Here is a 23,328-nt window from a genome sequence, read left to right on the forward strand (position 1 = left end):
TCGCGATCATGTCGAGTCCGAGTTCATTCATTGAACCTACCTGCGCCTCCGACCGTAACATGTCGGTTCGGTCACTGAACCAATGCGACGGAAAATGGTTACAGTGGATCGCATGGCACTGGGCAAGGACTACGCGACTCAGGAGTGCTCGATCGCCCGCGCGCTGGAGGTCGTCGGCGAGCGGTGGACGCTCCTCGTCGTCCGCGACGCGATCTACGGCGTCCGGCGCTACAACGACTTCCTCGTCCACCTCGGCATCCCGCGCGCCGTCCTGTCGGCCCGGCTGCGGACGCTGACGGAGGAGGGGATCCTCGAGAAGCGCCGGTACCAGGAGTCGCCGCCGCGGGACGAGTACGTCGTCACCGAGCGCGGCATCGCGCTCTGGCCCGCCCTGCGCGCGCTCGGCCTCTGGGGGCGCGAGCAGCTCATGGAGACCCAGCTGCGCTACTTCCGGCACGCGGACTGCGGTACGGAACTCGGGCCGTACGGCGAATGTCCCGCCTGCGGAACTTTCGTGCCGGTCGGCGACGTTGTCGTGTCACCGGGTCCCGGACTCGACCCGGACCCGGCCGACCCGGTCAGCCGGGCGCTGCTCAAGCCCAAGCGGCTGTTGCAGCCCATCGAGACCGAGCAGGCATAATCGAACGAGGATCGTAAGGGGGGAGGGGCTGATGGTGCGTTACTGGGTCACCGCACGCCCTGCTGTCGCCCTCCTGCTCTTCCTGCTCTCCGTCGCGCTGCTCGACACGGGCAGCCTCTTCACCACCGTCGCGCTCGCCGCGACCGCCGCGGCCGGGGCCGCGCTCGCCGCCTGTTCCCTCCTGGCCGCGCGCTGCGCGCCCGCCGTGCCGCCCACGCGAATACGTACGGCCATACGCGACCGGGCCCGGCGTACGGCGTTCCTGCCGCAGCGCGACCCGGATGCCCCGGGCCGCCGCCGGCCCCGTGCGCCCGGGCGCGCCCTCGCGACGACCACCGCGTAGGGCGAGCACTCCCGTATCCGTGACCCCGCGCGGGTCGTCATGCCGCCATGCCCGTCTCCACTCCGGCACGACGTGACCCACGGAGGGCTCACCCATGTCCGTTTTCGCACATCTCGTCGAGCAGCTCGCCGACCTGCTCCAGCCCCTCTTCCACGCCTCCGCGGCGGCTGCCGCGATCGTCCTGTTCACCGCGCTCGTACGACTCCTCGTCCATCCCCTCTCCCGGGCCGCCGCGCGTGGGCAGCGCGCCCGGGCCGAGCTCCAGCCGAAGGTCGCCGAGCTGCGGAAGAGATACCGGAAGAACCCGGAGAAGCTGCAGAAGGCGATCCTCGAACTGCACGCCGAGGAGAAGGTGTCGCCGCTGTCCGGCTGCCTGCCCAGCCTGCTCCAGCTGCCCGCCTTCTTCCTCCTCTACCACCTGTTCTCCAACTCGACGGTCGGCGGAGAGAGCAACGGGCTGCTGGCACACCAGCTGTTCGCCGCGCCGCTCGGCGGGCGATGGGCGGACGCGCTGGGCCACGGAGGGGTGTTCGGAGCGGCCGGGCTGGTCTACCTCGGGCTCTTCGTGGTCGTCGCCGCCATCGCCGTGTTCAACTACCGCCGTACGAAGCAGACGATGGAGGCGAAGGCGACGACGGCGACGGCGACGGCGAAGGCCCGGGTCGCCGCCGGCGGGGGTGACGGCGAGCAGGTTCCCGGCCTCGGAGCGATCAACAAGGTCATGCCGTTCATGTCCTTCTTCACCCTCGTCACGGTCGCCGTGATGCCGCTGGCCGCCGCCCTGTACGTGGTGACCAGTACGGCGTGGAGCGCGGTGGAGCGGGCTGCGCTGTATCGCTGAACGGTCAGGACCCGGCCCCGGTCCTCCCGGCTACGGTCCAGTTCGTGAACAGGGTCTTGCGGACTGGACATTCGGCTTGGAGGATCGACCAGTCCTCCGATGGCTGCACACATCGGGCGGGCGCCCGCGATCGAGGGAGATGGTGACCATGAAGCTGCTGCGAGTCGGTACGGCGAGGTCGGAGCGGCCCGCGTTGCTGGACACCGAGGGGAACCTGCGGGACCTGTCGGGGATCGTGCCGGACATCGACGGGGCGCTGCTCGCCGACGACGCCGCGCTCGGCCGGATCCGGGCCGCCGCCGACGCCGGGGAGCTGCCCGTGCTGGACGCGACCGGGTTGCGGGTCGGGCCGCCGCTGGGGCGGATCGGCAAGATCGTGTGCATCGGGCTCAACTACCACGACCACGCCCGCGAGACCGGGGCCGAGCCGCCCGCCGAGCCGGTGATCTTCTTCAAGGCCGCGGACACGGTGGTCGGCCCGTACGACACCGTGCTCGTCCCGCGCGGGTCCACCAAGACCGACTGGGAGGTGGAGCTCGCGGTCGTCATCGGGCGCACCGCCCGCTACCTCGGATCGCACGAGGAGGCGCTCGCGCATGTCGCCGGGTACGCGGTGGCGCACGACGTGTCCGAGCGGGAGTTCCAGATCGAGCGCGGCGGGACCTGGGACAAGGGGAAGAACTGCGAGACGTTCAACCCGCTGGGGCCGTGGCTGGTGACGGCGGACGAGGTGCCCGATCCGCAGGCGCTGGCACTGAAGTTGTGGGTGAACGGGGAGCTGAAGCAGGACGGGAACACCGCCGAGCAGATCTTCCCCGTCGCTGAAGTGGTGCGGTACGTCAGTCAGTTCATGACCCTGTACCCCGGGGATGTGATCAACACCGGTACGCCGGCGGGGGTCGCGCTCGGACTGCCCGAGCCCAAGCCCTTCCTCCGCGCCGGGGACGTCGTCGAGCTGGAGATCGAGGGGCTCGGGCGTCAGCGCCAGTCGTTCAAGGACGCGTAAGCGCTCCGCTGGGGGGAGCGGGGAGCGGCGGGTGGTTCTTCGGGTGCGGGTTGTGGGGGCTGGGCGCGCTCACGCGGCGGAGCCGCATAGTGAACACAGCCCCGCGCCCCTTAGGCGGGACCGGTCACGTCAGTAGCGAGGCCAGCCGCCGCCATCCCTCCCGCTGCAAGCCGTCCCTCGGGCCTCCGTCCACCAGCTGGAGGGCGATGTGGTCCGCGCCCGCCTCGTGGAAGGTGTTGATCCGCTCACGGACGCGGTCCTCGTCGCCCCAGGCGAACACCGCGTCGACCAGGCGGTCGCTGCCGCCGTCGGCCAGGTCGTCCTCGGTGAAGCCGTGGCGGAGGAAGTTGTTGGTGTAGTTCGGGAGAGCGAGGTAGATGGCGAGGCTCTCGCGGGCCAGGGTGCGGGCGCGGGTCGGGTCGCTCTCCAGGACGACCTTGAGCTCGGGGGCCAGCAGGGGCTCCGCGCCCAGGATTTCGCGGGCCTGCGCGGTGTGCTCGGCCGTGACCAGGTAGGGCACCGCGCCCGCCGCCCGGTCGCGGGACAGCTCGAGGGTCTTCGGGCCCAGGGCGGCCAGCACACGGCGCCCAGCGGGTACGCCGGCCTCGTCGAGGGCGTCGAGGTAGGAGACCAGCGCCGAGTACGGGCGGCGGTACTGGTCGGCGAGCTTGGCGTGGCTGACGCCCAGGCCGAGGAGGAAGCGGCCGGGGTGGGCCGCGTCCACCTCGGCGAAGCCCGCCGCGCTCGCCCCGGCCTCGTACTGCCAGATGCTCTGGATGCTGGTGCCGACGACGAGGGTGCCGGTGGCCTCGAGGAGCGGTACGGCGTGGTGGGCGGCACTGCTGCCGCCCAGCCATACGGCTCCGTAGCCGAGTTCCTCCAGCTCCGCCGCGGCCTCGCCCAGTTCGCCGCGCCGGGCGGGGTCCTCCGAGCGCAGGCCGACGCTCCAGACGCCGTACCGTCCGACGGTCTCCTTCAGTGCAGCGACGCTCATCGGGTTGTGCTCCCTCCGGCCGGGCGTTGTGCCGTGAAGGCACCTGTGACGGTGCCAACCGGAGGGGGCATCCAGTTAATCCCGGCCCAGGAACTGCTCCAGTGCCTCCACCACGAACCGGTGGTCCTGCAACTGCGGCAGCCCGGACACGGTCACCGTGCCGATCACGCCCACACCCTCGACGTTGACCGGGAACGAGCCGCCGTGGGCGGCGTACGTGTCGGGGTCGAGGCGGGAGGACTCCTCGAACGTCGTGCCCTTGGCCCGGAAGCGGGCGCCGACCAGGTACGACGCGGAGCCGTAGCGCTCCACGACACGGCGCTTGCGGGCGATCCAGGCGTCGTTGTCGGGGGTCGAGCCGGGCAGGGCCGCGTGGAAGAGCTGCTGGCCGCCGCGGTGGATGTCGATGGCCACCGGAGCCTGGCGCTCCCTGGCCAGGTGCACCAGGAGGGACCCCAGGGTCCAGGCGTCCTCATGGGTGAACTGCCGGAAGACCAGCCGGCGCTCCTGCGCCTCCAGTTCCTCGACCGACGGGGTGAGTTCGGGGGCGAACTTCGGGGTGATCCTCGGGTGGTCGGTCACAGCGCCACCGCCACACCGTCGCGGGCCGAGCGCCGGGCCGCCTCCAGTACGTCGAGGGCGGCGGCCGCCTCCAGCGCGGTCACCGGGTTGGGGCCGGCACCGGTCAGGGCCTTGGCCACGGCCGCGTAGTACGCGGGGTAGTCGCCGGCCAGGGTCGGTACGGGCCGGCCGCCGCCGGTCAGCGGGGACTCGCCGGCGCCGAGGCGGCCCCACAGGGACTCGGGTTCCGTACCCCAGCCGGAGCCGGGCCGCTGCCCCTCCCGCAGGGCCGCCTCCTGCGGGTCCAGGCCGTACTTCACATAGCCCGCGCGCGAGCCCAGTACGCGGAAGCGGGGGCCGAGCTGGGCGGTGGTGGCGGAGACGTAGAGGTGGGAGCGGACGCCGCTCGCGTGGGTCAGCGCGATGAAGGTGTCGTCGTCGGTCTCGGCGCCGGGGCGGCGGATGTCCGTCTCGGCGTACACCTGGGTGGCCGGGCCGAACAGCACGAGGGCCTGGTCGACGACATGGCTGCCGAGGTCGTACAGCAGACCTCCGATCTCTGCCGGGTCGCCGGACTCGCGCCAGCCGCCCTTGGGCTGCGGGCGCCAGCGCTCGAAGCGGGACTCGAACCGCCAGGCGTCGCCCAGCTCGCCCTCGTCAAGGAGCTTGCGCAGGGTCAGGAAGTCGTTGTCCCAGCGGCGGTTCTGGAAGACCGACAGCAGCAGGCCGCGCTCCTCGGCGAGGGCGGCGAGTTCCCGTGCCTCGGCCGCCGTGCCCGCGACCGGCTTGTCCACGACCACCGGCAGGCCGGCCTTGAGGGCGGTGGTGGCCAGCGGGACGTGCGTCTTGTTCGGAGAGGCGATGGCGATCAGGTCCAGCTCGTCGGCGCGGTCGAACAATTCGTCGGGGGTGGCGGCGACGCGGACGTCCGGGAACTCGGCCGTCGCCTGCTTCTGCCGTTCGGGGTTGGAGGTGACCACCGTGTCGAGCGCGAGGCCCTCGGTGGCGGCGATCAGCGGGGCGTGGAAGACGGAGCCCGCGAGGCCGTAGCCGATGAGGCCGACGCGGAGAGGGGTACCAGTTCCAGTCATGACTCCCACTTTCGCAACGCTGTTGCCAAAGTGCAAGCGGGGGAGAGAATGGGTCCTGTGAACAGGACGAGGAGCGGCGGGCCGGCGGGGGCGAACCTGCTCGCGGTGCGCAGCCACAACACCGCGCTGTTGCTGGATCTGCTGCGTACCGCCGGGGCCGAGGGGATCAGCAGGCTGGAGCTGGCCGAAGGGACCGGGCTGACCCCGCAGGCGGTCAGCAAGATCACCGCGCGGTTGCGTGAGGAGGGGCTCGCGGTGGAGGCCGGGCGGCGTGCGTCCACCGGGGGGAAGCCCCGGACCGTGCTGCGGCTGGTGCCGGGGGCCGGGCATGCGGTGGGGGTGCATCTCGACCGGGACGAGCTGCGGGTGGTGCTGTGCGATCTGACGGGCGCCGTGGTGGCCGGACGGAGAATCCCCCTCGACCTCCGGCCGGGGGACGGGGCCGAGGCGGTCGTCGAGGCCGTGGCCGGGCAGGTGGGGGAGTTGCTGTCCGAGTCGGGGGCGTCCGTGCTCGGGGTCGGGGTAGCGCTGCCCGGGCCGCTGGACCATGCGCGAGGTGTACTGCGCCGGGTCACCGGGTTTCCGGAGTGGGACGGGTTTCCCCTGCGGGAGGTGCTGGCCGGGCGGCTGGGGGTGCCGGTGGTGGTCGACAAGGACACGAATGCGGCTGCGCTGGGGCTGGCGGTGCGGGGTGCGGGTGCCGAACCCGGCTCCTTCGCGTATCTGCATCTCGGTACTGGGCTGGGGGCCGGGCTCGTGATCGGGGGGAGGGTGCATCGGGGAGCGCGGACCGGGGCCGGGGAGTTCGGACATCAGGTGATCCAGCTCGACGGGCCCGTGTGCGGGTGCGGGAATCGGGGGTGCGTGGAGGTGCTGTGCCTCGGGGCCGTGGCGCGCGGCGAGATGGGTGAGGCGGCGCGGGTGCTCGGGGCGGGGGCGGCGAACCTGGTGGGGCTGCTCGACATCGACGCGGTGCTGTTGGGCGGCCGGACGGTGGAGGGGGCGCCGGAGGTCTTCGTCGACGGGGTGGGGGCGGTGCTGGGGGAGCGGGCCCGGCGGCAGGGGGCGGTGGGGGTGCCCGTGCGGGTTGCCTTCGGCGATGGGGGGTGGGGGGTGGCCGAGGGGGCGGCGCAGTTGCTGTTGGGGCCGTTGTTCGGGCGGGTGGACGGGTGACGGCTTGGCGTGGGCGACGGGGGTTTCGGGGGGCGGGGTTGGTGGCGGCCCGGGGTTGCTGCGGGGGGCTGGGCCGGGGTTGGTGGCGAGGTAGGGGCCGCGCGGCCCGGCGCTTGCGGGGTGCCTCCCGCAGCTGGGTCGGTGCGCGGCAGCTCGCAGTTCGCAAGTCCGGGGCGCTGAACGAGGGGAAGTCGGCGGCCGTTCGGGCGGTGGGGCAGCGCGGCGTTGTTCATGCGTCGCCCTGCCCGAGAGTTATGTGTTCATGCGACTGCGTACGCCCCTGCCCCTCTGCCTCGCCGCGGCTGCTTCCGTCGTTCTCGGCCCCGTGGGGCCGGCGCACGGGCGGGAGGCCGGCCTTGACTGTGCCGGGTCCGAGGAGCGGGACTTCCCGCTCGGTGCCCGGATTCACGGCGGGCCCACGTCGTACGAGGCAGGCGGAGGATTCGGAACCTGGTACATCGACCTCACGAACACCACCGACCGCGCCTGCACCGCCGTACACCCCGTCGTCGTGCTCGTCGACGAGAAGCGGGCCCTGAAGCCCGAGCAGGCCCGGATGGAGTTCTACGACGGCCCGCGCGCCCACCCGGTCCACTTCGAGAGCACCGACGAGGACGAGCTGGTGGGGGCCTTCGACGACGGGTTCCCCGGGTTCGCCGTGGGCCCGGGCAAGACCGTCTCCGTGAAGGTCAGGCTCACGCTCACCTCCGACGCCGTACCGAACCAGGTCACCGCCAAGGCCGCCGTCGTGGAACGGCGGGGTGACGACGGCGAGTGGCTGGGCGAGTCCGGCGACTACCGGTTCGGGATCGACACCGAACCCGCCCCCGAGCCGCCCACCGCCGGCACCACGGCCGCGACCCCCGCCCCAGCCCTCACCTCCACCGTCACACCGCCGCCCGCCCTGACCCCGATCCCCGGCCTCGTCGTCTCACCGTCCTCCCTCTCCTCCCTCTCCTCCGTTTCCTCGCCCTCCTCTGCCTCCTCGGCACCCCCCTCACTGTCCCCTTCCACGGCCCTCTCACCCCCGTCCTCCGCCCCCCTCGGCGACCTCCCCTTCGCCGACGAACTCGCCGGCACCGGCCTCGGCACCACCTACGGCGCGCTCGCGGCCGCCGCCCTCCTGCTCACCGTCGGCGGGGTGCTGCTGCTCGCGCGGCGGAGGCGCTGAGGCCGGGCGACCACACAGTGAACAGGCCGTTCCCGCAAGATCGGAGGTGTGTTTAGGCTGGGGCCCACGCAGCACGCTGTACGGCAGGAGACGGCCCATGGCAGACCGCAAGCCCATCGAGTCCTGGCTCACCGACATGGACGGAGTGCTCGTCCACGAGGGCGTTCCGATCCCCGGCGCCGATGCCTTCCTGAAGAAGCTGCGCGAGTCCGGGAAGCCCTTCCTGGTGCTGACCAACAACTCGATCTACACTCCGCGCGATCTGCACGCCCGGCTCCTCCGCATGGGCCTGGACGTGCCGATCGAGAGCATCTGGACCTCGGCACTGGCCACCGCCAAGTTCCTGGACGACCAGCGGCCCGGCGGATCGGCGTACGTGATCGGCGAGGCGGGACTGACCACCGCGCTGCACGACATCGGCTACATCCTCACCGACCACGAGCCCGACTACGTGGTCCTCGGCGAGACCCGCACCTACTCCTTCACGGCCCTGACCAAGGCCGTACGCCTGATCAACGGCGGCGCCCGCTTCATCTGCACCAACCCGGACGAGACCGGTCCCTCCGCCGAGGGCCCGCTGCCCGCGACCGGTGCCGTCGCCGCCCTGATCACCAAGGCGACGGGCAAGCAGCCCTACTTCGCGGGCAAGCCGAATCCGCTGATGATGCGCACCGGCCTGAACACCATCGGCGCCCACTCCGAGACCAGCGCGATGATCGGCGACCGCATGGACACCGACGTACTGGCCGGCATGGAGGCCGGGATGCAGACGTTCCTGGTGCTCACCGGCCTGACCCGGCCCGAGCAGGTCGAGTCCTTCCCGTACCGGCCGTCCAAGGTGGTCGACTCCATCGCGGACCTCGTCGACCGGGTCTGAGACGGACGGGTCTGAGACGGACGGGTCTGAAAGCCATCGTCCGTACGGAGCAATACGGCACCCCCCGAGGATGCGGAGGGGCGCCGTAGGGGGCAGCCTCCAGATATCCCTGGAGGTTTTCGCGATGGGCTCAGCACGTCTCACTCTCCGCACTCCCCGCACGCTCTGCACTCTCTTCACCGGGCTCCTCGCCGTCGTCTCGTTCGCCCCGGCGGCCCACGCGGCCCACGCGGCGGACGGCGGCACCGGCGGCGGCCTCGCGGTGGCCCCGTCGTCCCCCGCCCCCGGCACCGACGTGACGCTTCGGGTGAGCGGCTGCTCCGGGGCGACCGGCACCGCCGTCTCGGACGCGTTCGTCGCGAACGCCCGGCTGACCGGTGCCGACGGCACGCTCACCGGCGAGACCCGGATCCGCAGCTCGCTGAAGCCCGGCCCGCACGACGTGCGGGTCACCTGCGCCGACCACGTGGTGGGCGGCAGTGTCACTGTCATGGCGAGGGCCTCGGGGCAGCCCGCCGCCCCCGGCTCGTCCGCCGCCCCCGCCTCGCCGGCCGCCCCCGCCTCGCCCGTCGCCCCCGTCCACGCGGGCGGCGGCGGAACCGCCCACCTCGCCTCGGCGGACGCCCGTCCGGCCGGACCCGGTACCGCCCAGGCGGTGACCGGTCTGGTCCTCGCCGGTATCGCCGCGGTCGCCGTCGGGCTGCTCGGTGCCCGCCGGAGCCGCGGCACGCGGTGAGGCGGCCGGTGATGTCCGACCACGAGCCCTTCTCCGGCACCGGGCGGCTGCTGGCCGGCGTGACCTGGGCGCTGCTGCTGCTCGGGCTGTGGCTGTGGGGCCGTGAGGTGACCGACGTACCCGCCGGGACATCCGGATCCGCCACCGGCGACGTGGCCGCCGTGGGACGCCCCGACGCGTCCGGACTTCCGCCCGCCGCCCGGCCGTTGGGCGAGGCGCTGCCGCAGCGCATCGACATTCCCGACCTCGGTGTGCAGGCGCCGGTGGTGGCCCGTGGCCTGGACGGGCAGGGCGCGATCGATCCGCCGCCGTTCGACCAGGCCGGCGTGGTGGGCTGGTACGCGGCCGGAGCGAAGCCCGGGGCGGCCGGGACCGCGCTGATGGTGGGGCACGTGGACACCGAGACCCGGCCCGCCGTCTTCTACCGGATCAGCGCGCTGCGGCCCGGCGAGACGGTGAGGGTGGTCCGCAGCGACGGCCGGGTCGCCGAGTTCACGGTGGACGATGTCCGGGTCCTGCCCCGCGACCGCTTCGACGCTCAGCAGGCCTACGGCCCCCGCGAGTCGGGTCGTGCGGAACTGCGGCTGATCACCTGCGGCGGCACCTTCGACCGGGCGAGCCGCAGCTACACGGCGAACGTGGTGGTGTCGGCGTATCTGACGGGGACCGGGCCCTGAGTCACCTGGCCCGGTCGGCGACCCGCTCCCCCGGAGGCCGCCGACCGGGCTGGTCCTCGACCGTGCGCGCGCGGGCTGCGCGAGTGGCCCGCGGCATACTGCACGGGAGGTCTGGAAGACCGAGGTGGGTGAACCTGCGGCCGGGGCTGGGGCCGTCGGGGACGACTCTGGAGCGGAGGGACGCCGTCGGCCCAGAGGGACGAATCTCTAACCTTTCCCGCCAACCGCCTCCCCACCCGGCGGCCGCAACTCCGGGTGCTCCGCCGACCGTTCGAGGACCGCCCGCACGACCCCGTCCAGCGGCAGCCACCGGCCCAGTGCGTACTGGCGCAGCACCGTGAAGGCCTCGTCGGCGCCGATGGCCCAGCGCTCGGCGAGCATGCCCTTGGCCTGCGACAGTTCCGCCGTGCCGTCGGGGGCGGGCGCGTCGGCCAGGGCGAACACGTTGAGCGCCCAGAGCCGGGTCCCGCGGCAGCGCAGAGGCACCGCGAACCCCGCGGCTGCTCCCGGCCGGCGACACCGCCGCGGCGCCGTCGAGGAGCATGACCCGGCCGCGGCGGCGGACAGCAGTTCGGCGCAGTTGTCGGGTGGTGTGGTGCATGCGCGCCCTCCACTTCACCGTCCGCCGCTGCTTCGAGGCATCCGTCACGCGCGCACCTACCCATGCGCGCCGGGCTGTAACAGCTCTCCGACATCCTCGGACGACCTCGTGACCGGCACGGCGGATATGTCACGATTGCCACCTGAAATACCGTGTACCAGGGGGGAATTGGATGTACGACAGCTGGGGGGCCCTGTCTTCGGTACGGGCCTTGTCTCCGGTACGGGCCGTGGCGTCGGCGGTGGTTCTGGGGGCGTTACTGGTCGCCGGGTGTTCGGCCGGGGGAGGGGCCGAGCGGGGGGGCAAGGGGGATGCTCCGGGGCTCACGATCACCCAACAGCCCAAAGGCGCCGACCCGTTCTGGGTGAACCCGGACGGGAACGCGGCCCGGCAGGTCGCCGCCTACGAGAAGGACGGCGACAAGTCCGCCGCCGAGCAGATCAGGAAGATGGCCGAGCAGCCGACCGCGGAGTGGATCGGCCCCGAGAACCCCGAGCGGGAGGCCCGGGGCTTCACCGAGGCCGCCGAGAGGTCCGACCGTACGGCTCTGCTCGTCCTCTACGACATTCCGCACCGCGACTGCGGCCAGTACTCGAGTGGAGGGGCCGCCGACGGCGACACCTACCGGGCCTGGACCGACGCCGTCGCCCGGGGCATCGGCGACCGCGCCGCGACGGTGATCGTCGAACCCGACGCCGTCCTGCACCTGGTGGACGGCTGCACCCCGGACCGCTTCCGCGAGGAGCGCTACTTCCTCCTCAAGAGCGTCGTCACCAGGCTCAAGTCCCTGAAGAACACGAAGGTGTACCTGGACGCCGGGAACGCCGGCTGGGGCCGCCCCGACCAGATCTACGAGCCCCTCCGAAGGGCGGGCATCGACCGGGCCGACGGTTTCGCCGTCAACGTAGCCAACTTCTACTCCACCCAGGACTCCATCGCCTACGGCAAGCAGCTCTCCGCCAAGGTGGGCGGCAAGCACTTCGTCATCGACACCAGCCGCAACGGCAACGGCCCGTACACGGGCGGCGACCCGGCCGAACGGTGGTGCAACCCGCCGGGCCGGGCACTGGGGAACACGCCGACGACCAGGACGGCGGACCCGCTGGTGGACGCGTACCTGTGGGTCAAGCGGCCCGGAGAGTCGGACGGTGAGTGCAAGGGCGGGCCGAAGGCGGGGCAGTGGTGGGCGGATTACGCGCTCGAGCTGGCCAGGGCGAGCGGGTGAACGCCGGTCGGCGGGGGTTGCGAACTGCTGCTGATTGACAGCGTTCGAGAGCGTTCTGGTGTGTATGAGTGAGCGTCTCGGTCACCTCGTGCACGTGCGTCAGGATAAGGAACGATAGTTCCTGCATCGAATACGTGACCTTCGCGAGAGGTGTTCGTTGGGTCCGGTGACGGCTTCTGTGGCACCGGACAGGGGGTGGGGCGATGGGCGGGTTGCGTGTGGTGGCGGCTTCGTTCGTGGTGCCGGGCCCGTCCGGGGTGGCGATCCGCAACAGCCTCAAGGGGCTGACCAAGCAGGACGAGAAGGTCCTGCGTCTGGTTGGTGGCCTGCTCGGGTCCCTGGCCTCCCGTGACCTGAAGGCCCGCTGCACGGCCGGGCTCGACCACGACAGTGACCAGTGGGCGCGGCGCAAGCGTGCACTGACCGGGGCGTCCTCCTCGCGTTGGGCGGGCAGCATCACCAAGGCCACGCATGACCAGTGGGCACTGGCCCGGCGCGGTCAGCTCGCCCACATCCACAGCCTCCAGGCAGGCGTGGACACGATCGCGCACCGGCTTGCGCTGCCGATCGGCGCGAAGGGCTCCCAGGGCCGGCCGGGCGGTTACCGCTCGAAGCGGGAGTGGTTCGCCAAGTCCCGGCGCCTGCACCTGCTCGAAGACCGGCTGGAACAGGCACGCGCCCAGTGGGAGGCCGGGCGCGTGAGCGTGGTGCGCGGCGGCAAGAGGCTGCTGCGTGCCCGGCACAACCTCGAGGCCGCCCAGCTGAGCGAGGCCGCATGGCGGTGCCAGTGGGAGGCCGAGCGCTGGTTCCTCCAAGCCGACGGTGAGTCCGGGAAGCGGTACGGGAACGAGACGATCCGGGTCAGTCCGGACGGTGAGGTGAGCATCAAGCTTCCGGCGCCGCTGGCCGCGCTGGCGAACGCGCCGCATGGCCGGTACGTGCTGGCCTGCCGGGTCGGTTTCCGGCACCGGGGTGAGCAGTGGGCCGACCGCGTCACCGCGAACCGGGCCGTGGCCTACCGCATCCACTATGACGTCGGCCGTGACCGCTGGTACCTGACAGCATCGTGGCAGAACCCGCCGGTGCAGACGGTGCCGCTGGAAGCCGCCCTGGCCGCGGGGCTGATCGCTGTGGACATGAACGCCGATCACCTGGCCGCCTGGCGCCTCGACGTGCACGGCAACCCGGTCGGTGAGCCCCGCAGGTTCGACTACGACCTGACCGGCAGCGCACCGCACCGGGACGCCCGGATCCGGCACGCCCTCATCCGCCTGCTGCACTGGGCCAAGCGGCACGGCCTGGCGATCGCAATGGAGGACCTGGACTTCCACACGGAGAAGACCCGGGAGAAGCACGGGCGACGCAAGCACTTCCGCCGGCTGATCTCCGGCCTGCCCACGGCCAGGCTGCGCAGCAGGCTGGTGTCCATGGCCGCCGAACTCGGCACCCCCCTGGTCGCCGTCGACCCGGCCTACACCAGCCGCTGGGGCGCCCAGCACTGGCAGCAGCCTCTGACCACCCCAACCCGCACCACCACACGCCACGAGGCCGCGGCCGTGGCGATCGGAAGGCGCGCCCTGGGACACCCGATCCGGCGACGGACGGCACCGCCCCCACCACACCGGCGTGATGCGGTGGGGCATCGGACCGTCCAGGCCCGACCGGAGGCCCCTGGGCGTGAGGGAACCCGCCCCCGCATTCCCGGACCACGGACACGATCCGACGGCGCCGGACGCGGAGCGAAAGCGGGGGACCAGCGTGCCCACAACCGTTCGGGGCACGCGGCTGAGCACGAGTCCTGGCACCAGGACTCACTCCCGCTCAGTCTCTAGGAACGGTTCAGACGTTCGGGCAGATGTCCTCGACCTTGCCGCCGTCGGCCGCCAGTTTCCTCTCCCCCGCATTCAGCTCGCGTTGCGCCAGCGTGCAGAGCCGGTCGATCCAGCGGCCGGGATCGAGGGGGACGACGGAGGCGCGCGAGCCGTCGATGATGGTGAGGGCCTTGCCGTCGGCGCTGGGTGAGATCTTCGCTCCGTATCCGACGTAGTAGCGGTACAGCTCCCGGTCGTCCGGCACGTCCCACACCAGTTGCTCGCCGGTCTCGGTCATCGTGTGCAGCACGTCGTTCTGAAGGAAGCGGCCGAGGTAGTACACCCCCTTGAAGGTGAGGGTCTGCTTGCTTTTCTTCTCGACGTCGTACAGGTCCACCTGGCCACCGGCGTACTGCACGGCGAGCAGCTTGCCGTCGGGGGAGAGGTCCATTGAACGCACCGGCCTCTGGTCCGGCTCCTTCTTGATCCAAGTCGTGAACTCGCCGGTAGTGAAGTCCCAGAGGCGGATCCCCTCCAGGGTCCGTACCACCGCCTGCGGCTTGCCCGGGACAGCGCCGGCGAAGGTGGACGCCGCCTCGTTGGCGAGCTGCCCTGGCTCCTGGGCCGCGGGCTGGTAGGTCGCGCCGTCCTGCTTTCCGGTGTCGAGCCGCCAGCGGGAGACGTACGACAGCTCCGAGATCACGGCGTGGTCGTCGTCGGAGAAGCTGACGTTGACCCAGTTCGGGGTGAGCCCGGTGAGCGGATCCGGTCCGTCGGCCTTGAGTCCGGGCGGGGCCGGCGGCCGCAGAGCGTGCTCTTCTGTGAGAGTCGCTTTGCCGCCCGCCGCGTCGGTGATCCGCCAGACCAGAACCGTGCGCTGGTCCTGGGCGATGGTCAGCATCCGCCGCCCGTCCGGGCTGAACACCGCGGGCATGGCGGACAGCGGCTGGGACGGTTGCGCGGTCGCGAGGAACCGTCGGCCGGTCAGGTCCCACAGCTGGAGTCCGGTGCCCTTGGAGTCGACGACCGCCATCCTGTGGTGCGGCCCGTCCGGTGTGTCGACGCGGTTGAGCAGGGCGTTGGAGTCGAACTGCGTGGGTGGGCGGACACGCACGGTGACGATGCTTCCGCCGACGCCTACGGCGGCGCGCAGATCGTCGGGAGGACCGGCGAGGGCGACCGGCGGTGCGAACGTGCGGCCGGTGATGTTCTGGTCCTCGGGTGCGGCGGCGGGGGTGTCGAACGTGGACGGCCAGCCTTTCTCCAGGTCGACGACGAGGAAGCGCATCCGGCCGAGGTCGGACCCGATGCGCCCGGTGGGGTTGATCAGGTAACGGCCCGACGCGTCGAGCCGGGGCGCGTAGAGCGGGCACAGTCCCGGGAGGACGCTGTTGCTCCAGTGCTGGAAGCGCTCGGGTGCCGTACCCAGTCGCCACGCCTCGAGCACGCCCTGCTGTGTGCAGGTGGCCAGGACACGCCCGTTGCCGCTGACCGTCGCCGAGGCGGCGGCCTGCTCGCCCCAGGGACGGTGCAGCGTGCCCTGCTCCAGGTCCCAGGTGACCAGTCGGCCCCGCCCGTCGTCGGCGGCGGCACCTGAGGGCACGATCCGCGCGACCACCGTGCCGTCCGCGCCGAACCAGGCCTGGGCCGCGTCCCAGCCCTTCGGCGGGACGAGGGTGCGGCCCGTGCGCTTGGCGTTGTCGGTGCGCCACACGAGCACCCCCTCGTGGCGGATCGCCGCGAGGACTCGCTTCCCGTCCCCGTCGAATCGCAGGTCATGGACGCCGCGCGGATTGTTCTGGACGGCCTTGCCCTGGCGCAGGGGGATCGGCCGGAGGGCCCGGGAGTCGGGGTCGGAGGTGGCCGGCACGCCGAGGGAGATGACGCCCCAGTCGCTTGCCCGGGCCACCATCCGCCCGTCGGGCGAGACGGCAATACGAGCGTTGTCCGTCTTCTTCGTGCGACGCAGGGGTTTGGGCCGTTCCTTCCTCCGCAGGTCCAGGTCCACGAAGTCACCGTTGCTCAGCAGGGCGTACAGGCGCTTGCCGTCCTGTGTGAGGGCGACGTCCTCGACATCGTTCTGGTTCTCCAGCACGACCCGCTCCACGTCCCGCATCCGCAGATACTCCGCCAGCAGGGCCGACCGCGCGTCCGCGCGGTCGGCGGTGCGGTACGCGGCGGCGGCGTAGAGGGAGGAGGTGACGACGGAGATGTCGTCGAGGGTCGCGGCCTGCTGTGCCAAGCGGTCGGACGCCAGCCGCCGCTGCTGTGTCAGCAGGTTCAGATACAGCACGGACACGACCGACGCCGCCACTACGGCCAGGACGGTGACGAACACCCCCAGATACCGCAGATAGCGTTTCCGCCGCTCGGACCTCTCGGCCTCACTTCGCTTCCGCGCCCGCAGCTGGACGCTCGCCGCGATGAACTCCCTGTCTTCAGCGGTCAGTTCGTCACCACGCTCGGCGAGCCACCGCTCTGCCGTACCGAGGGCCGGGTCCTCCAGCAGACCCCCGTCCGGCCGCCCCTCCCGCCACCACCGTGCCCGGTCGTAGCGCAGTTCGCCGCGCCAGGTGAGGAACGCGCGGTCGTTCTCCAGCTGCTCGGCCAGGGGCTGCCAGTGTTCGATGAGGGCTTCGTGGGCCAGCTCCACCGTCTCGCCCTGCTCGGTGTCCGCCCCCAGCACGAGGACGCGGGCCTCGGCCAGGCGGCGGGCGATGGTCCACTGTTCCTCGCCGGCGTCGCGGCGCGTGAGCCGGGCGCGCAGTGCGGTCGTGCTGTCCGGCGGGATCTGGATCAGGGCACGGAGCAGACCGGCCGCGACCCTCGGCGGGGCGCCGCGCAGCGCCCGGCGCCAGGCGGAGTCCGCCTGGCTGCTCAACACTCCGCCGACGCCGCCCAGTTCGCGGTACATGGCCAGGCTGAGCAGGCCGCCGACCTGCCGGTCCCACAGGGTGTCCAGGACGTACCCCAGCAGGGGCAGGGCGCCGGGCCGGCCCGCCGCGTCCTCGATGAGGCGGTCGGCCAGTCCGTTCTCGTACTCCACACCGGGGAAGGCCCGCAGCGGCAGCCTGACCACCTCGGTGAGCTGCTCGCGGGTCATGACGCCCAACTGGTGGGCGGGCGCACCGCCGACCAGTCTGCTCAGCTCGGGGTGGCGCAGGGCGGCGTCCTGGAAGTCGGTCCGTACGACCACGAGGACGCCCACTCCGGGGTGGCGGCAGGCGTCAACAAGGTGGTCCACGACCTCGCGCAGCTCCGCCTCGGGGCGCAGTAGCAGCGCCTCCGCCTGGTCGAGCGCCACCACGAGTCCCCGCGCCGACCGGGAGCGCTCCAGGGCGGCGCGGACCGCGTCGGCGTCCGGTTGCCGCCCCTCGGCGCGCAGGGTGACGACCTCCACGCCCTCCTCCTTGAGGCGGGGCAGTACACCGGCCATGAGCAGGGAGGACTTGCCGGAGCCGGAGGGCCCGGTCAACGTCGTGCTGCCCTCGGGCAGGCCGCCGGGGCACAGCAGGTCGACGACGGCGGTGACGTCCTCGTCCCGTCCGAAGAAGTGCGCGCTGTTCTCCTCGGTGAACGGGCGCAGTCCCGGAAACGGCGACGCGGGCGCGAGCAACTGGGCCAGCCCAGGCACCTCGTCGGCGATGGTGCGGGTCGGGATGCAGAAGCTCTGCCCGCGCTGCGGCGACGAGATCGACGCGACGACGCCGACCACGGCACCCTCTTCCAGATCCCACACGGGCGAGCCGCTGAAGCCGGACTGGACCGGGTCGGACTGGGCGTCGAGCGGCGACATCTGCAACCGGCCGGTACTGGTACGGGCGCGCAGCACGGCGGTGTGCCAGCCGCCCCCGGTGTCGTCGTTCGGCAGCCCGAACACGGCGGCGCGGTGGTCCCAGACCTCCCGGGGCGCCGCCATGAGGACGGGCCGGGCCCCCTGAAGCGGGCGGGCGAGCGAGAGCACGGCGACATCGCCGCTGCCGTCGGCGCGCACCGGCACCCAGTCGCGGACGACGGCCTCGGTCTCCTCGCCCTCCGTCAGCACCAGCCGGACCCGCACCGGCGCGTCGGGCGGCTCACTTCGGGTGAGGGGCAGCCCCAGGGCACTCAGGACGACATGGGCACAGGTCAGCACCAGCCTGGGGGCGATGATCACCCCCAGGCCGCCGATGTGCCCGTTCACGTCCGCGACCTGGACGGTCGCGGCTCCGAGGACCTCTTCGGCCACCGGATCCGACGTGGTCGGCTCGGCCATCTTCCGTATCCCCCGCCACCGTTGACCACATGTGACACCAACGTACTGTCGAGGTCACACCCGGGGCGACGAGCCGGTCAAGATTGTTTTGCGCCAACGGGCCTTGTTGTTACGGCTATTACGGTTGCTACGGCACCTTGACCCACTGGGCCTTACTGGGCGTCCCGCGCCCGTCGTCCACGAAGAGCATGTACCAGCCCGACTGCACCAGGTTGCGGTTCTTCGGCACGGTCACGGTGATCTTGTCCCCGGACGTCTTGAAGTCCAGCGCGACGGACCGCTGGTCCACATCCGTCACATGTGTCGACGCGCTGGGCCGGATCAGCCGCGCCTTCTTGACGCGCGCCGCGTCCCGCGAGGTGAACGTCCCCGAAGCTCCCCGCGCAATGGTCTGCGGACCCCCGCTGAGCGCCGGCCGCGACCCCCGGTAGAGATACGGCGGGGTGTAGATCTCGATCCGCTGCTCGAACGTGCCGGGCTTGGTGTCGGCCCGGTCCCCGTACAGCGAGTCGGAGCCGAAGAACATCACGCGGCCGTCGGGCAGCAGGACCGACCCGGAGTGGTAGTTGCGGCCCACCAGCGGGTCGGCGACCTGGGTGAAGCTGTTGCTGTCCGGGTGGTAGAGCCGTGCCTGGTGGATGTTGGAGTCGCCGCGACCCCGGTAGTCCTCGGAGCCGCCCGACACCAGCACGGTGTCGTCGGGCAGGATCGAGGACTGCGGATACCGGGTGCCCTTCTCCAGCGACGGCCCGTCCGTGAACGTCGGGTCGGCGGCCTTCAGATCGATCAGCCGGGTCTTCCTGCTGGACAGCTTGGACTCGCCGACCCCGCCGCCTCCGATCACCAGGAACCTCTCGTCCTGCGCCGGCGGCAGCAGCACCGTGCCGGAGGTCTCCATCATGTTCGGGTCGCTCAGGCCGGGCAGCCTGGTGAACTCGTTGGTGTCCACGTCCCAGACGCCCGGGTCACGGCCGACGTCGTCCGGTCCGTAGCCCGCGTTGGACCCCGAGTAGAAGATCTTCCCGTTCTGCATCAGGAACAGCGCCGGATAGGTCGGGAACTGCCGGATCTTCCCGGTGTAGGACCACTTCCTGGTGCCGGGGTCGAAGATCTCGTTCTTCCCGGGGACGAGCTGGCCGATGTCGTCGAGGCCGGAGACGCTGAGGATCTTTCCGTCGCTCAGGGTGGTGAGCGTCGGGTACCAGCGGGCCTCGTTCATCGGGTCGACCTTGATGTACCTCTCGGCGACCGGGTCGAACTCGTAGGCGTCGCGGATCCCCTGGAAGTCCTTCTTGTCGAGGGCGAGCTTCTGCGCGATGCCGTAGGTGTTGCGCGCGTCGAGGCCGGTCAGGCCCCGGATGCGGTAGTTGTCCTGGGTGCCCGTCTCGTACTTGGTGCCGCTGCGCTGCGCCTCGACGTAGATACGGCCGAGGCCGGGGTCGTTGTGCAGGTACTTCCCGGTCTTCTTGTCGAAGACCTTCTTCGCACGGGGGACCAGCACCGGATCCTTGGAGACGAACGTCCTGCCGTTCTGCCTGCCGGTGAAGCTCGTGCCCGCGGGCAGCGTGATCGGCTTGTCCGGGTTCTCGTTGTGGACGATCATCAGGCCGCCGGCCTTGGTGACGTCCCCCTTGAGCTTCTCGTAGCGCTTCGTGCCGCCCGCGATCAGCAGGTTGCCGTTGGCCAGCTGGGTGTGGCCGGTGCAGAACAGGTCCTTGGGCGTGGGGATCTTCTTGATCGTGCCCTTGGCGGGGTCCCAGACCCGGGTGTCGAACCGCTTCTTGTCGAAGTTCTTCTGGTTGTTTCCCGAGCCGGCGACCAGCAGCACCTTGCCGGTGTGCAGGAGTGCCGCGTGGATGGTGTCCTGGCGGTACTCCTCGGGGAACTGGACGATGTCCCAGTGGCCGTTCTCGGCCTTGTACGCGGGTCTGTTGATCTTGTACTGGTGGTACTCCTCGCTCCCGACGCGGTACACCCACGGCCCGTTCATCCCGGCCAGCGCGGCTACCGCCGCCGTACCGATCGCGAATCGACGGGCCCGGCGGCGGCCGGCACTGTCGTTCATTCCTTGCGTCCCCCAAGTCCCCCGAGCGCGATCTGCATGGTCTGGTCGTCGCCCCCGCCCGAGGCGGTCCAGGCGGACCGCTGCTGCGGGGCGTGCGGCGCGTATCCCGCGGGCACGGCGTCCTGCGGCTCGGCCGGGCCCGGAGCGAGATCAGGGCCGGTGGCGGCATCAGGGCCGGTGGCGGCCTTGGCGCCGGCGGCGGCCCGTTTCCTCTCCCGCCGCAGCCCGTACCGCCATGCGAAGACCGGCGAGGCCGTGACCAGCAGGGCGAACGAGGCCCAGACGATCATCGCCGGCTGGGAGTGGCCGAGGACGAAGCCGGCGGCGAGCGAACCGGCGAAGACCAGGATGAAGAACCAGTGGATCCGGAAGGTCCCGAACAGTGTGTCGGGGCTGGCCGACTCGCCCTTCGGGGTCACCACGAACCTGCTCTTGCGGCGCAGCACGGCGTCCATCAGCGAGCGGGCGTAGACCGGCGCCGACAGCGCCGACATCACCATGCCCGCGACACCGCCGGACCCCTCCGGCTCGTGCGGGGAGACGTTGTGCCGCCGGTTCCAGATGTACAGGCCGATCTGAAGCGCGGAGGCGTTGCCGTAGAGCATCAGCCACACGGTCGGGTCGATGTTCACACCCGAGGCGCCCAGGCCCAGGAACAGGGCGCAGCTCAGCGCCGCGAGGATCCAGTTGAGGGCGGACATCGGATAGAAGATGATCATCATCGTGTAGTTGAAGAGCTTGCCCGGGGGCATGGAGAAGAAGCCCTTCCAGTACTGCTTGAGGATCGTCTCGTACGTCCCCCGCGACCAGCGCAGCTGCTGGGTGAAGAAGTCCGTCCAGGCGTTCGGGCCCTCGCCGACCGCGAGCACGTCAGGGGTGTACACGGACCTCCACTTGCGGCCCGTGGCCGGGTTCTCGGCGCGGTGCATCTCGAAGCCGGTGGCCATGTCCTCGGTGATCGAGTCGTACAGGCCGCCGATCTGCTTGATCGCCCTGATGCGCACGGCGTTCGACGTGCCGACGAACATCGGGGCGCCGTACCGGTTGCCCGCCCGCTGGATGAGTGCGTGGAAGAGGAACTGCTGCGACTCGGCGGCCTTGGTGACGAAGTTGTCGTAGTTGCCGTACACCTGCGGGCCGATGACGAAGCCGACGTCCGGGTCGCGGAAGTAACCGAGCATCCGTTCCAGGTAGTTGGGCAGCGGCACGTGGTCGGTGTCGACGGAGGCGAAGAAGTCGTAACTGTCGCCGTGCGCCTCGAGCCAGGCGTTGTAGTTGCCGTGCTTGGTCCTGGCGCGGTGCGGGCCCGTGGGCCGGTTCCAGCGCTCGACGCCCTTGCGGGTGAAGTGGTGTACGCCCAGGCGCGCGCAGACCGCCTTCACCTCCGGGTCGTCGCCCTCGTCGAGCAGCCAGACGTGCAGGACACCCCGGTGGCGCAGCCGGACGGCCGCCTCCAGGGTCCTGGTCACCATCTCCAGCGGTTCCTTGCCGGGCACGAAGGTGGTGATGAAGGCGACCCGGGTGCCGGTCTCGGGCATCACCGGGACGGGGTCGCGCGCGACCAGGGTGGCGTGCGCGTTGGACAGCACGTTCATGCAGCGGAAGAGCTCGATCAGACCGATCGAGACCAGCATCACCACATCCAGCGCCGGCAGGAAGTCGTAGGCCGGGTAGTCGCGTTCGGTCCAGTGGCCGGGCTGGAGCAGCCAGACCAGCAGAACGAGCGAGAGCAGTGGTGCCGCGCCCAGCATGAGCGCGGCCCGGACGCGGTGCGGCTCCTGCGAGAGCAGTGAGCGGTAGCGCACTCGGTAGGGCTTGTCGGGGTCCGGCTGGGTGAGGGGTCCGGCGAGCCGGCTGTAGTGCTCGTAGTCGTATCTCGGCAGGGTCTTCTTGATCCGGCGGAACGCCCCCGTGGTACCGGTCCGGTGCGATGGCCCCCTCAGTTGTGTGGTTTGTGATCGATCGTGTGCACTGCGTGACGATTCGTGATTATGCCGGGCGCCCGTCGGCGTCGACGTCATGAGTCATCCCCCCACACGCATGTCAGCGCGTGTCTGTTTGGTCCTGGTGAGTCACAGTCACCATGTCTTCCACTCCCTGAGGACAGGGAACCGTGACATTCCGGTTGCCGGACGCCCCCCTCGGCATCCGTTCATGAACGGGACCCCTCATCCCGTAGCCCCCGCAACCGGTTACTCGCCCCCCAAGTACCGCGAATCGGCGGCATGTTGAACGACCAGGGTTCTACGCTGTTCAGCATGATCGCAAGTCGCCAAGCGCGGTGTTCACCGGTCGAACACGACCACCGGAGACAGTCGTGCACGAATGTTGCCGAAGTGGTCTCTTATGGCACGCTCCGCCCGTATGGAGTCACCTGAGCGCACCGCGTCCAGGATCTCCCGGTGCTGGCGGCAGGTGATCCGCGGGTCCTGCGGCACCTCCACCAGGTCCCGCTGGACGCGGTGGAAGGCGTCCCAGAACGCCTCGAGCACCTCGCTCAGCAGCGTGTTGTCCAGCCCCCGGTAGAGGGTGGCGTGAAACGCGCGGTCGGTCTCCGCGAGGCCGGCGCCCTGCTCCGCCTGCTGTTCCATGCGGTCGACCAGCCGGTCCAGCTCCACCAGGTCGGCCTCCGGCAGCCGCCCGGCCAGCCGGGAGACCAGGCCGGTCTCCACCGCCTCGCGCAGCTCGAGCAGCTGGAGCAGGGAGTCCTCACCCCGGTAGTGCCCGGCGACCGTGCGGAAGGCGAGGCCCTCGATCAGGGGGGCGAAGGACATGGGTCCGACGTAGGTGCCGAAGCCGTGCCGGATCTCGACGATGCCCATCGCCTGGAGCGCCTTCAGCGCCTCCCGCACGGAGTTCCGGCTGGCGCCGAGGAACTCCATCAGCTCCGGCTCGGTCGGCAGTGGGGCCCCTGAGGGCAGCCGGCGGTCGACGATGAGCTTCTTGATCCGCTCCTGGAGGTCTCGGGCTGCCATGGCCAGAGGGTATCCGGCCAAACAACGACAGGCCCCTCGTTCGTACGAGGAGCCTGTCGCCTTACGGGGGTGTGGGTGGCGGAGCCCCCACTACGCGCGGCGAAGCCGCGCAGAAGCAGAGATGGCGATCCGCGTCCGCGCTTTCTGCGGACAGGGATCGCCATCGTCATCGTGCGCCGCCAGGGACTCGAACCCCGGACCCGCTGATTAAGAGTCAGCTGCTCTAACCAACTGAGCTAGCGGCGCCTGCTGACGTCGTTAACTCTACCCGACCTCGAAGGGTGCT

Annotated in this window: 19 protein-coding genes and 1 tRNA gene; 11 read left to right on the forward strand and 9 right to left on the reverse strand. The window is 71.1% G+C overall.

Going from position 1 to position 23,328, the window contains the following annotated elements; translation table 11 throughout:
• The first annotated feature begins 112 nt into the window (after window positions 1-112).
• The 4 genes from ACWGJM_RS12705 (at window position 113) to ACWGJM_RS12720 (ending at window position 2,830) form a co-directional block, all read left to right on the forward strand.
• On the forward strand, window positions 113-640 hold the full coding sequence (locus ACWGJM_RS12705; protein WP_453411661.1) for a winged helix-turn-helix transcriptional regulator: 528 nt from the start codon (window positions 113-115) through the stop codon (window positions 638-640).
• A 31-nt stretch (window positions 641-671) separates the two neighbouring features.
• Window positions 672-983 (forward strand): DUF6412 domain-containing protein, encoded by a 312-nt coding sequence (locus ACWGJM_RS12710; protein WP_453411662.1) that lies wholly within the window; start codon window positions 672-674, stop codon window positions 981-983.
• Between the two features lie 94 nt (window positions 984-1,077).
• The gene (locus tag ACWGJM_RS12715; RefSeq protein WP_453411663.1) at window positions 1,078-1,824 is read left to right on the forward strand and encodes a YidC/Oxa1 family membrane protein insertase; all 747 of its coding nucleotides are present in this window, start codon (window positions 1,078-1,080) and stop codon (window positions 1,822-1,824) included.
• A gap of 148 nt (window positions 1,825-1,972) precedes the next feature.
• Window positions 1,973-2,830: a fumarylacetoacetate hydrolase family protein gene (locus ACWGJM_RS12720; RefSeq protein ID WP_453411664.1), complete on the forward strand. Its 858-nt coding sequence runs from the start codon at window positions 1,973-1,975 to the stop codon at window positions 2,828-2,830.
• A 124-nt stretch (window positions 2,831-2,954) separates the two neighbouring features.
• On the opposite strand, the gene ACWGJM_RS12725 is transcribed toward ACWGJM_RS12720, so the two are convergent.
• The 3 genes from ACWGJM_RS12725 to ACWGJM_RS12735 all read right to left on the reverse strand — a co-directional run bounded on the left by ACWGJM_RS12725 (window position 2,955) and on the right by ACWGJM_RS12735 (window position 5,476).
• A complete protein-coding gene (locus ACWGJM_RS12725) occupies window positions 2,955-3,824 on the reverse strand; it encodes an LLM class F420-dependent oxidoreductase (RefSeq protein ID WP_453411665.1) in 870 nt (289 codons plus the stop codon).
• 75 nt (window positions 3,825-3,899) lie between these two features.
• Entirely contained in the window at window positions 3,900-4,406 is a 507-nt protein-coding gene (locus tag ACWGJM_RS12730; protein ID WP_453411666.1) for a heme-degrading domain-containing protein, read from the reverse strand.
• Window positions 4,403-5,476, reverse strand: a complete 1,074-nt coding sequence (locus tag ACWGJM_RS12735) for a Gfo/Idh/MocA family protein (RefSeq protein WP_453411667.1) — start codon at window positions 5,474-5,476, stop codon at window positions 4,403-4,405. The genes ACWGJM_RS12730 and ACWGJM_RS12735 overlap by 4 nt, the downstream gene beginning before the upstream one ends.
• Before the next feature lie 48 nt (window positions 5,477-5,524).
• Between ACWGJM_RS12735 and ACWGJM_RS12740 the strand changes: the two genes are divergently transcribed.
• From ACWGJM_RS12740 to ACWGJM_RS12760, 5 genes are all read left to right on the forward strand, one after another.
• Window positions 5,525-6,649, forward strand: a complete 1,125-nt coding sequence (locus tag ACWGJM_RS12740) for an ROK family transcriptional regulator (RefSeq protein WP_453411668.1) — start codon at window positions 5,525-5,527, stop codon at window positions 6,647-6,649.
• A 262-nt stretch (window positions 6,650-6,911) separates the two neighbouring features.
• A complete protein-coding gene (locus ACWGJM_RS12745; RefSeq protein WP_453411669.1) occupies window positions 6,912-7,820 on the forward strand; it encodes a hypothetical protein in 909 nt (302 codons plus the stop codon).
• Window positions 7,821-7,917: 97 nt separating this feature from the next.
• Complete coding sequence (locus ACWGJM_RS12750) at window positions 7,918-8,697, forward strand: HAD-IIA family hydrolase (RefSeq protein ID WP_453411670.1); 780 nt, start codon at window positions 7,918-7,920, stop codon at window positions 8,695-8,697.
• A gap of 124 nt (window positions 8,698-8,821) precedes the next feature.
• On the forward strand, window positions 8,822-9,433 hold the full coding sequence (locus ACWGJM_RS12755) for a hypothetical protein (protein WP_453411671.1): 612 nt from the start codon (window positions 8,822-8,824) through the stop codon (window positions 9,431-9,433).
• A gap of 11 nt (window positions 9,434-9,444) precedes the next feature.
• The gene (locus ACWGJM_RS12760) at window positions 9,445-10,110 is read left to right on the forward strand and encodes a class F sortase (protein ID WP_453411672.1); all 666 of its coding nucleotides are present in this window, start codon (window positions 9,445-9,447) and stop codon (window positions 10,108-10,110) included.
• 207 nt (window positions 10,111-10,317) lie between these two features.
• Here the strand turns inward: ACWGJM_RS12760 and ACWGJM_RS12765 are convergent, their stop codons facing one another.
• Window positions 10,318-10,596: an ANTAR domain-containing protein gene (locus ACWGJM_RS12765; RefSeq protein ID WP_453411673.1), complete on the reverse strand. Its 279-nt coding sequence runs from the start codon at window positions 10,594-10,596 to the stop codon at window positions 10,318-10,320.
• A gap of 287 nt (window positions 10,597-10,883) precedes the next feature.
• Between ACWGJM_RS12765 and ACWGJM_RS12770 the strand changes: the two genes are divergently transcribed.
• Together ACWGJM_RS12770 and ACWGJM_RS12775 are read left to right on the forward strand one after the other, a co-directional pair.
• Window positions 10,884-11,936 carry a glycoside hydrolase family 6 protein gene (locus ACWGJM_RS12770; protein ID WP_453411674.1) on the forward strand — a complete coding sequence of 351 codons (1,053 nt, stop codon included), beginning with the start codon at window positions 10,884-10,886 and terminating at the stop codon, window positions 11,934-11,936.
• 203 nt (window positions 11,937-12,139) lie between these two features.
• Entirely contained in the window at window positions 12,140-13,768 is a 1,629-nt protein-coding gene (locus ACWGJM_RS12775; RefSeq protein ID WP_453411675.1) for an IS200/IS605 family accessory protein TnpB-related protein, read from the forward strand.
• A gap of 7 nt (window positions 13,769-13,775) precedes the next feature.
• Here ACWGJM_RS12775 and ACWGJM_RS12780 read toward each other — a convergent pair whose 3' ends face one another.
• The 5 genes from ACWGJM_RS12780 to ACWGJM_RS12800 form a co-directional block, all read right to left on the reverse strand.
• Window positions 13,776-18,002: an nSTAND1 domain-containing NTPase gene (locus ACWGJM_RS12780; RefSeq protein WP_453411676.1), complete on the reverse strand. Its 4,227-nt coding sequence runs from the start codon at window positions 18,000-18,002 to the stop codon at window positions 13,776-13,778.
• Between the two features lie 127 nt (window positions 18,003-18,129).
• Window positions 18,130-20,067 carry a galactose oxidase-like domain-containing protein gene (locus tag ACWGJM_RS12785; protein ID WP_453411677.1) on the reverse strand — a complete coding sequence of 646 codons (1,938 nt, stop codon included), beginning with the start codon at window positions 20,065-20,067 and terminating at the stop codon, window positions 18,130-18,132.
• On the reverse strand, window positions 20,064-22,088 hold the full coding sequence (locus ACWGJM_RS12790) for a glycosyltransferase family 2 protein (RefSeq protein ID WP_453411678.1): 2,025 nt from the start codon (window positions 22,086-22,088) through the stop codon (window positions 20,064-20,066). Before ACWGJM_RS12790 ends, ACWGJM_RS12785 begins: the two co-directional genes overlap by 4 nt.
• A 264-nt stretch (window positions 22,089-22,352) precedes the next feature.
• Window positions 22,353-23,042: a FadR/GntR family transcriptional regulator gene (locus tag ACWGJM_RS12795; protein ID WP_453411679.1), complete on the reverse strand. Its 690-nt coding sequence runs from the start codon at window positions 23,040-23,042 to the stop codon at window positions 22,353-22,355.
• A gap of 172 nt (window positions 23,043-23,214) precedes the next feature.
• Window positions 23,215-23,288: transfer RNA gene (locus ACWGJM_RS12800), tRNA-Lys, on the reverse strand.
• Between the last annotated feature and the right edge of the window lie 40 nt (window positions 23,289-23,328).

The sequence above is a fragment of the Streptomyces sp. NPDC054834 genome, from assembly GCF_053611185.1.

What these genes read in the sequence shown, in the direction of transcription:
- ACWGJM_RS12705 (WP_453411661.1), top strand. Translation starts at nt 113, where the DNA reads ATGGCACTGGGCAAGGACTACGCGACTCAGGAGTGCTCGATCGCCCGC.
- ACWGJM_RS12710 (WP_453411662.1), top strand. Translation starts at nt 672, where the DNA reads ATGGTGCGTTACTGGGTCACCGCACGCCCTGCTGTCGCCCTCCTGCTC.
- ACWGJM_RS12715 (WP_453411663.1), top strand. Translation starts at nt 1,078, where the DNA reads ATGTCCGTTTTCGCACATCTCGTCGAGCAGCTCGCCGACCTGCTCCAG.
- ACWGJM_RS12720 (WP_453411664.1), top strand. Translation starts at nt 1,973, where the DNA reads ATGAAGCTGCTGCGAGTCGGTACGGCGAGGTCGGAGCGGCCCGCGTTG.
- ACWGJM_RS12725 (WP_453411665.1), bottom strand. Translation starts at nt 3,824, where the DNA reads ATGAGCGTCGCTGCACTGAAGGAGACCGTCGGACGGTACGGCGTCTGG.
- ACWGJM_RS12735 (WP_453411667.1), bottom strand. Translation starts at nt 5,476, where the DNA reads ATGACTGGAACTGGTACCCCTCTCCGCGTCGGCCTCATCGGCTACGGC.
- ACWGJM_RS12740 (WP_453411668.1), top strand. Translation starts at nt 5,525, where the DNA reads ATGGGTCCTGTGAACAGGACGAGGAGCGGCGGGCCGGCGGGGGCGAAC.
- ACWGJM_RS12745 (WP_453411669.1), top strand. Translation starts at nt 6,912, where the DNA reads ATGCGACTGCGTACGCCCCTGCCCCTCTGCCTCGCCGCGGCTGCTTCC.
- ACWGJM_RS12750 (WP_453411670.1), top strand. Translation starts at nt 7,918, where the DNA reads ATGGCAGACCGCAAGCCCATCGAGTCCTGGCTCACCGACATGGACGGA.
- ACWGJM_RS12755 (WP_453411671.1), top strand. Translation starts at nt 8,822, where the DNA reads ATGGGCTCAGCACGTCTCACTCTCCGCACTCCCCGCACGCTCTGCACT.
- ACWGJM_RS12760 (WP_453411672.1), top strand. Translation starts at nt 9,445, where the DNA reads ATGTCCGACCACGAGCCCTTCTCCGGCACCGGGCGGCTGCTGGCCGGC.
- ACWGJM_RS12770 (WP_453411674.1), top strand. Translation starts at nt 10,884, where the DNA reads ATGTACGACAGCTGGGGGGCCCTGTCTTCGGTACGGGCCTTGTCTCCG.
- ACWGJM_RS12775 (WP_453411675.1), top strand. Translation starts at nt 12,140, where the DNA reads ATGGGCGGGTTGCGTGTGGTGGCGGCTTCGTTCGTGGTGCCGGGCCCG.
- ACWGJM_RS12780 (WP_453411676.1), bottom strand. Translation starts at nt 18,002, where the DNA reads ATGGCCGAGCCGACCACGTCGGATCCGGTGGCCGAAGAGGTCCTCGGA.
- ACWGJM_RS12785 (WP_453411677.1), bottom strand. Translation starts at nt 20,067, where the DNA reads ATGAACGACAGTGCCGGCCGCCGCCGGGCCCGTCGATTCGCGATCGGT.
- ACWGJM_RS12790 (WP_453411678.1), bottom strand. Translation starts at nt 22,088, where the DNA reads ATGACGTCGACGCCGACGGGCGCCCGGCATAATCACGAATCGTCACGC.
- ACWGJM_RS12795 (WP_453411679.1), bottom strand. Translation starts at nt 23,042, where the DNA reads ATGGCAGCCCGAGACCTCCAGGAGCGGATCAAGAAGCTCATCGTCGAC.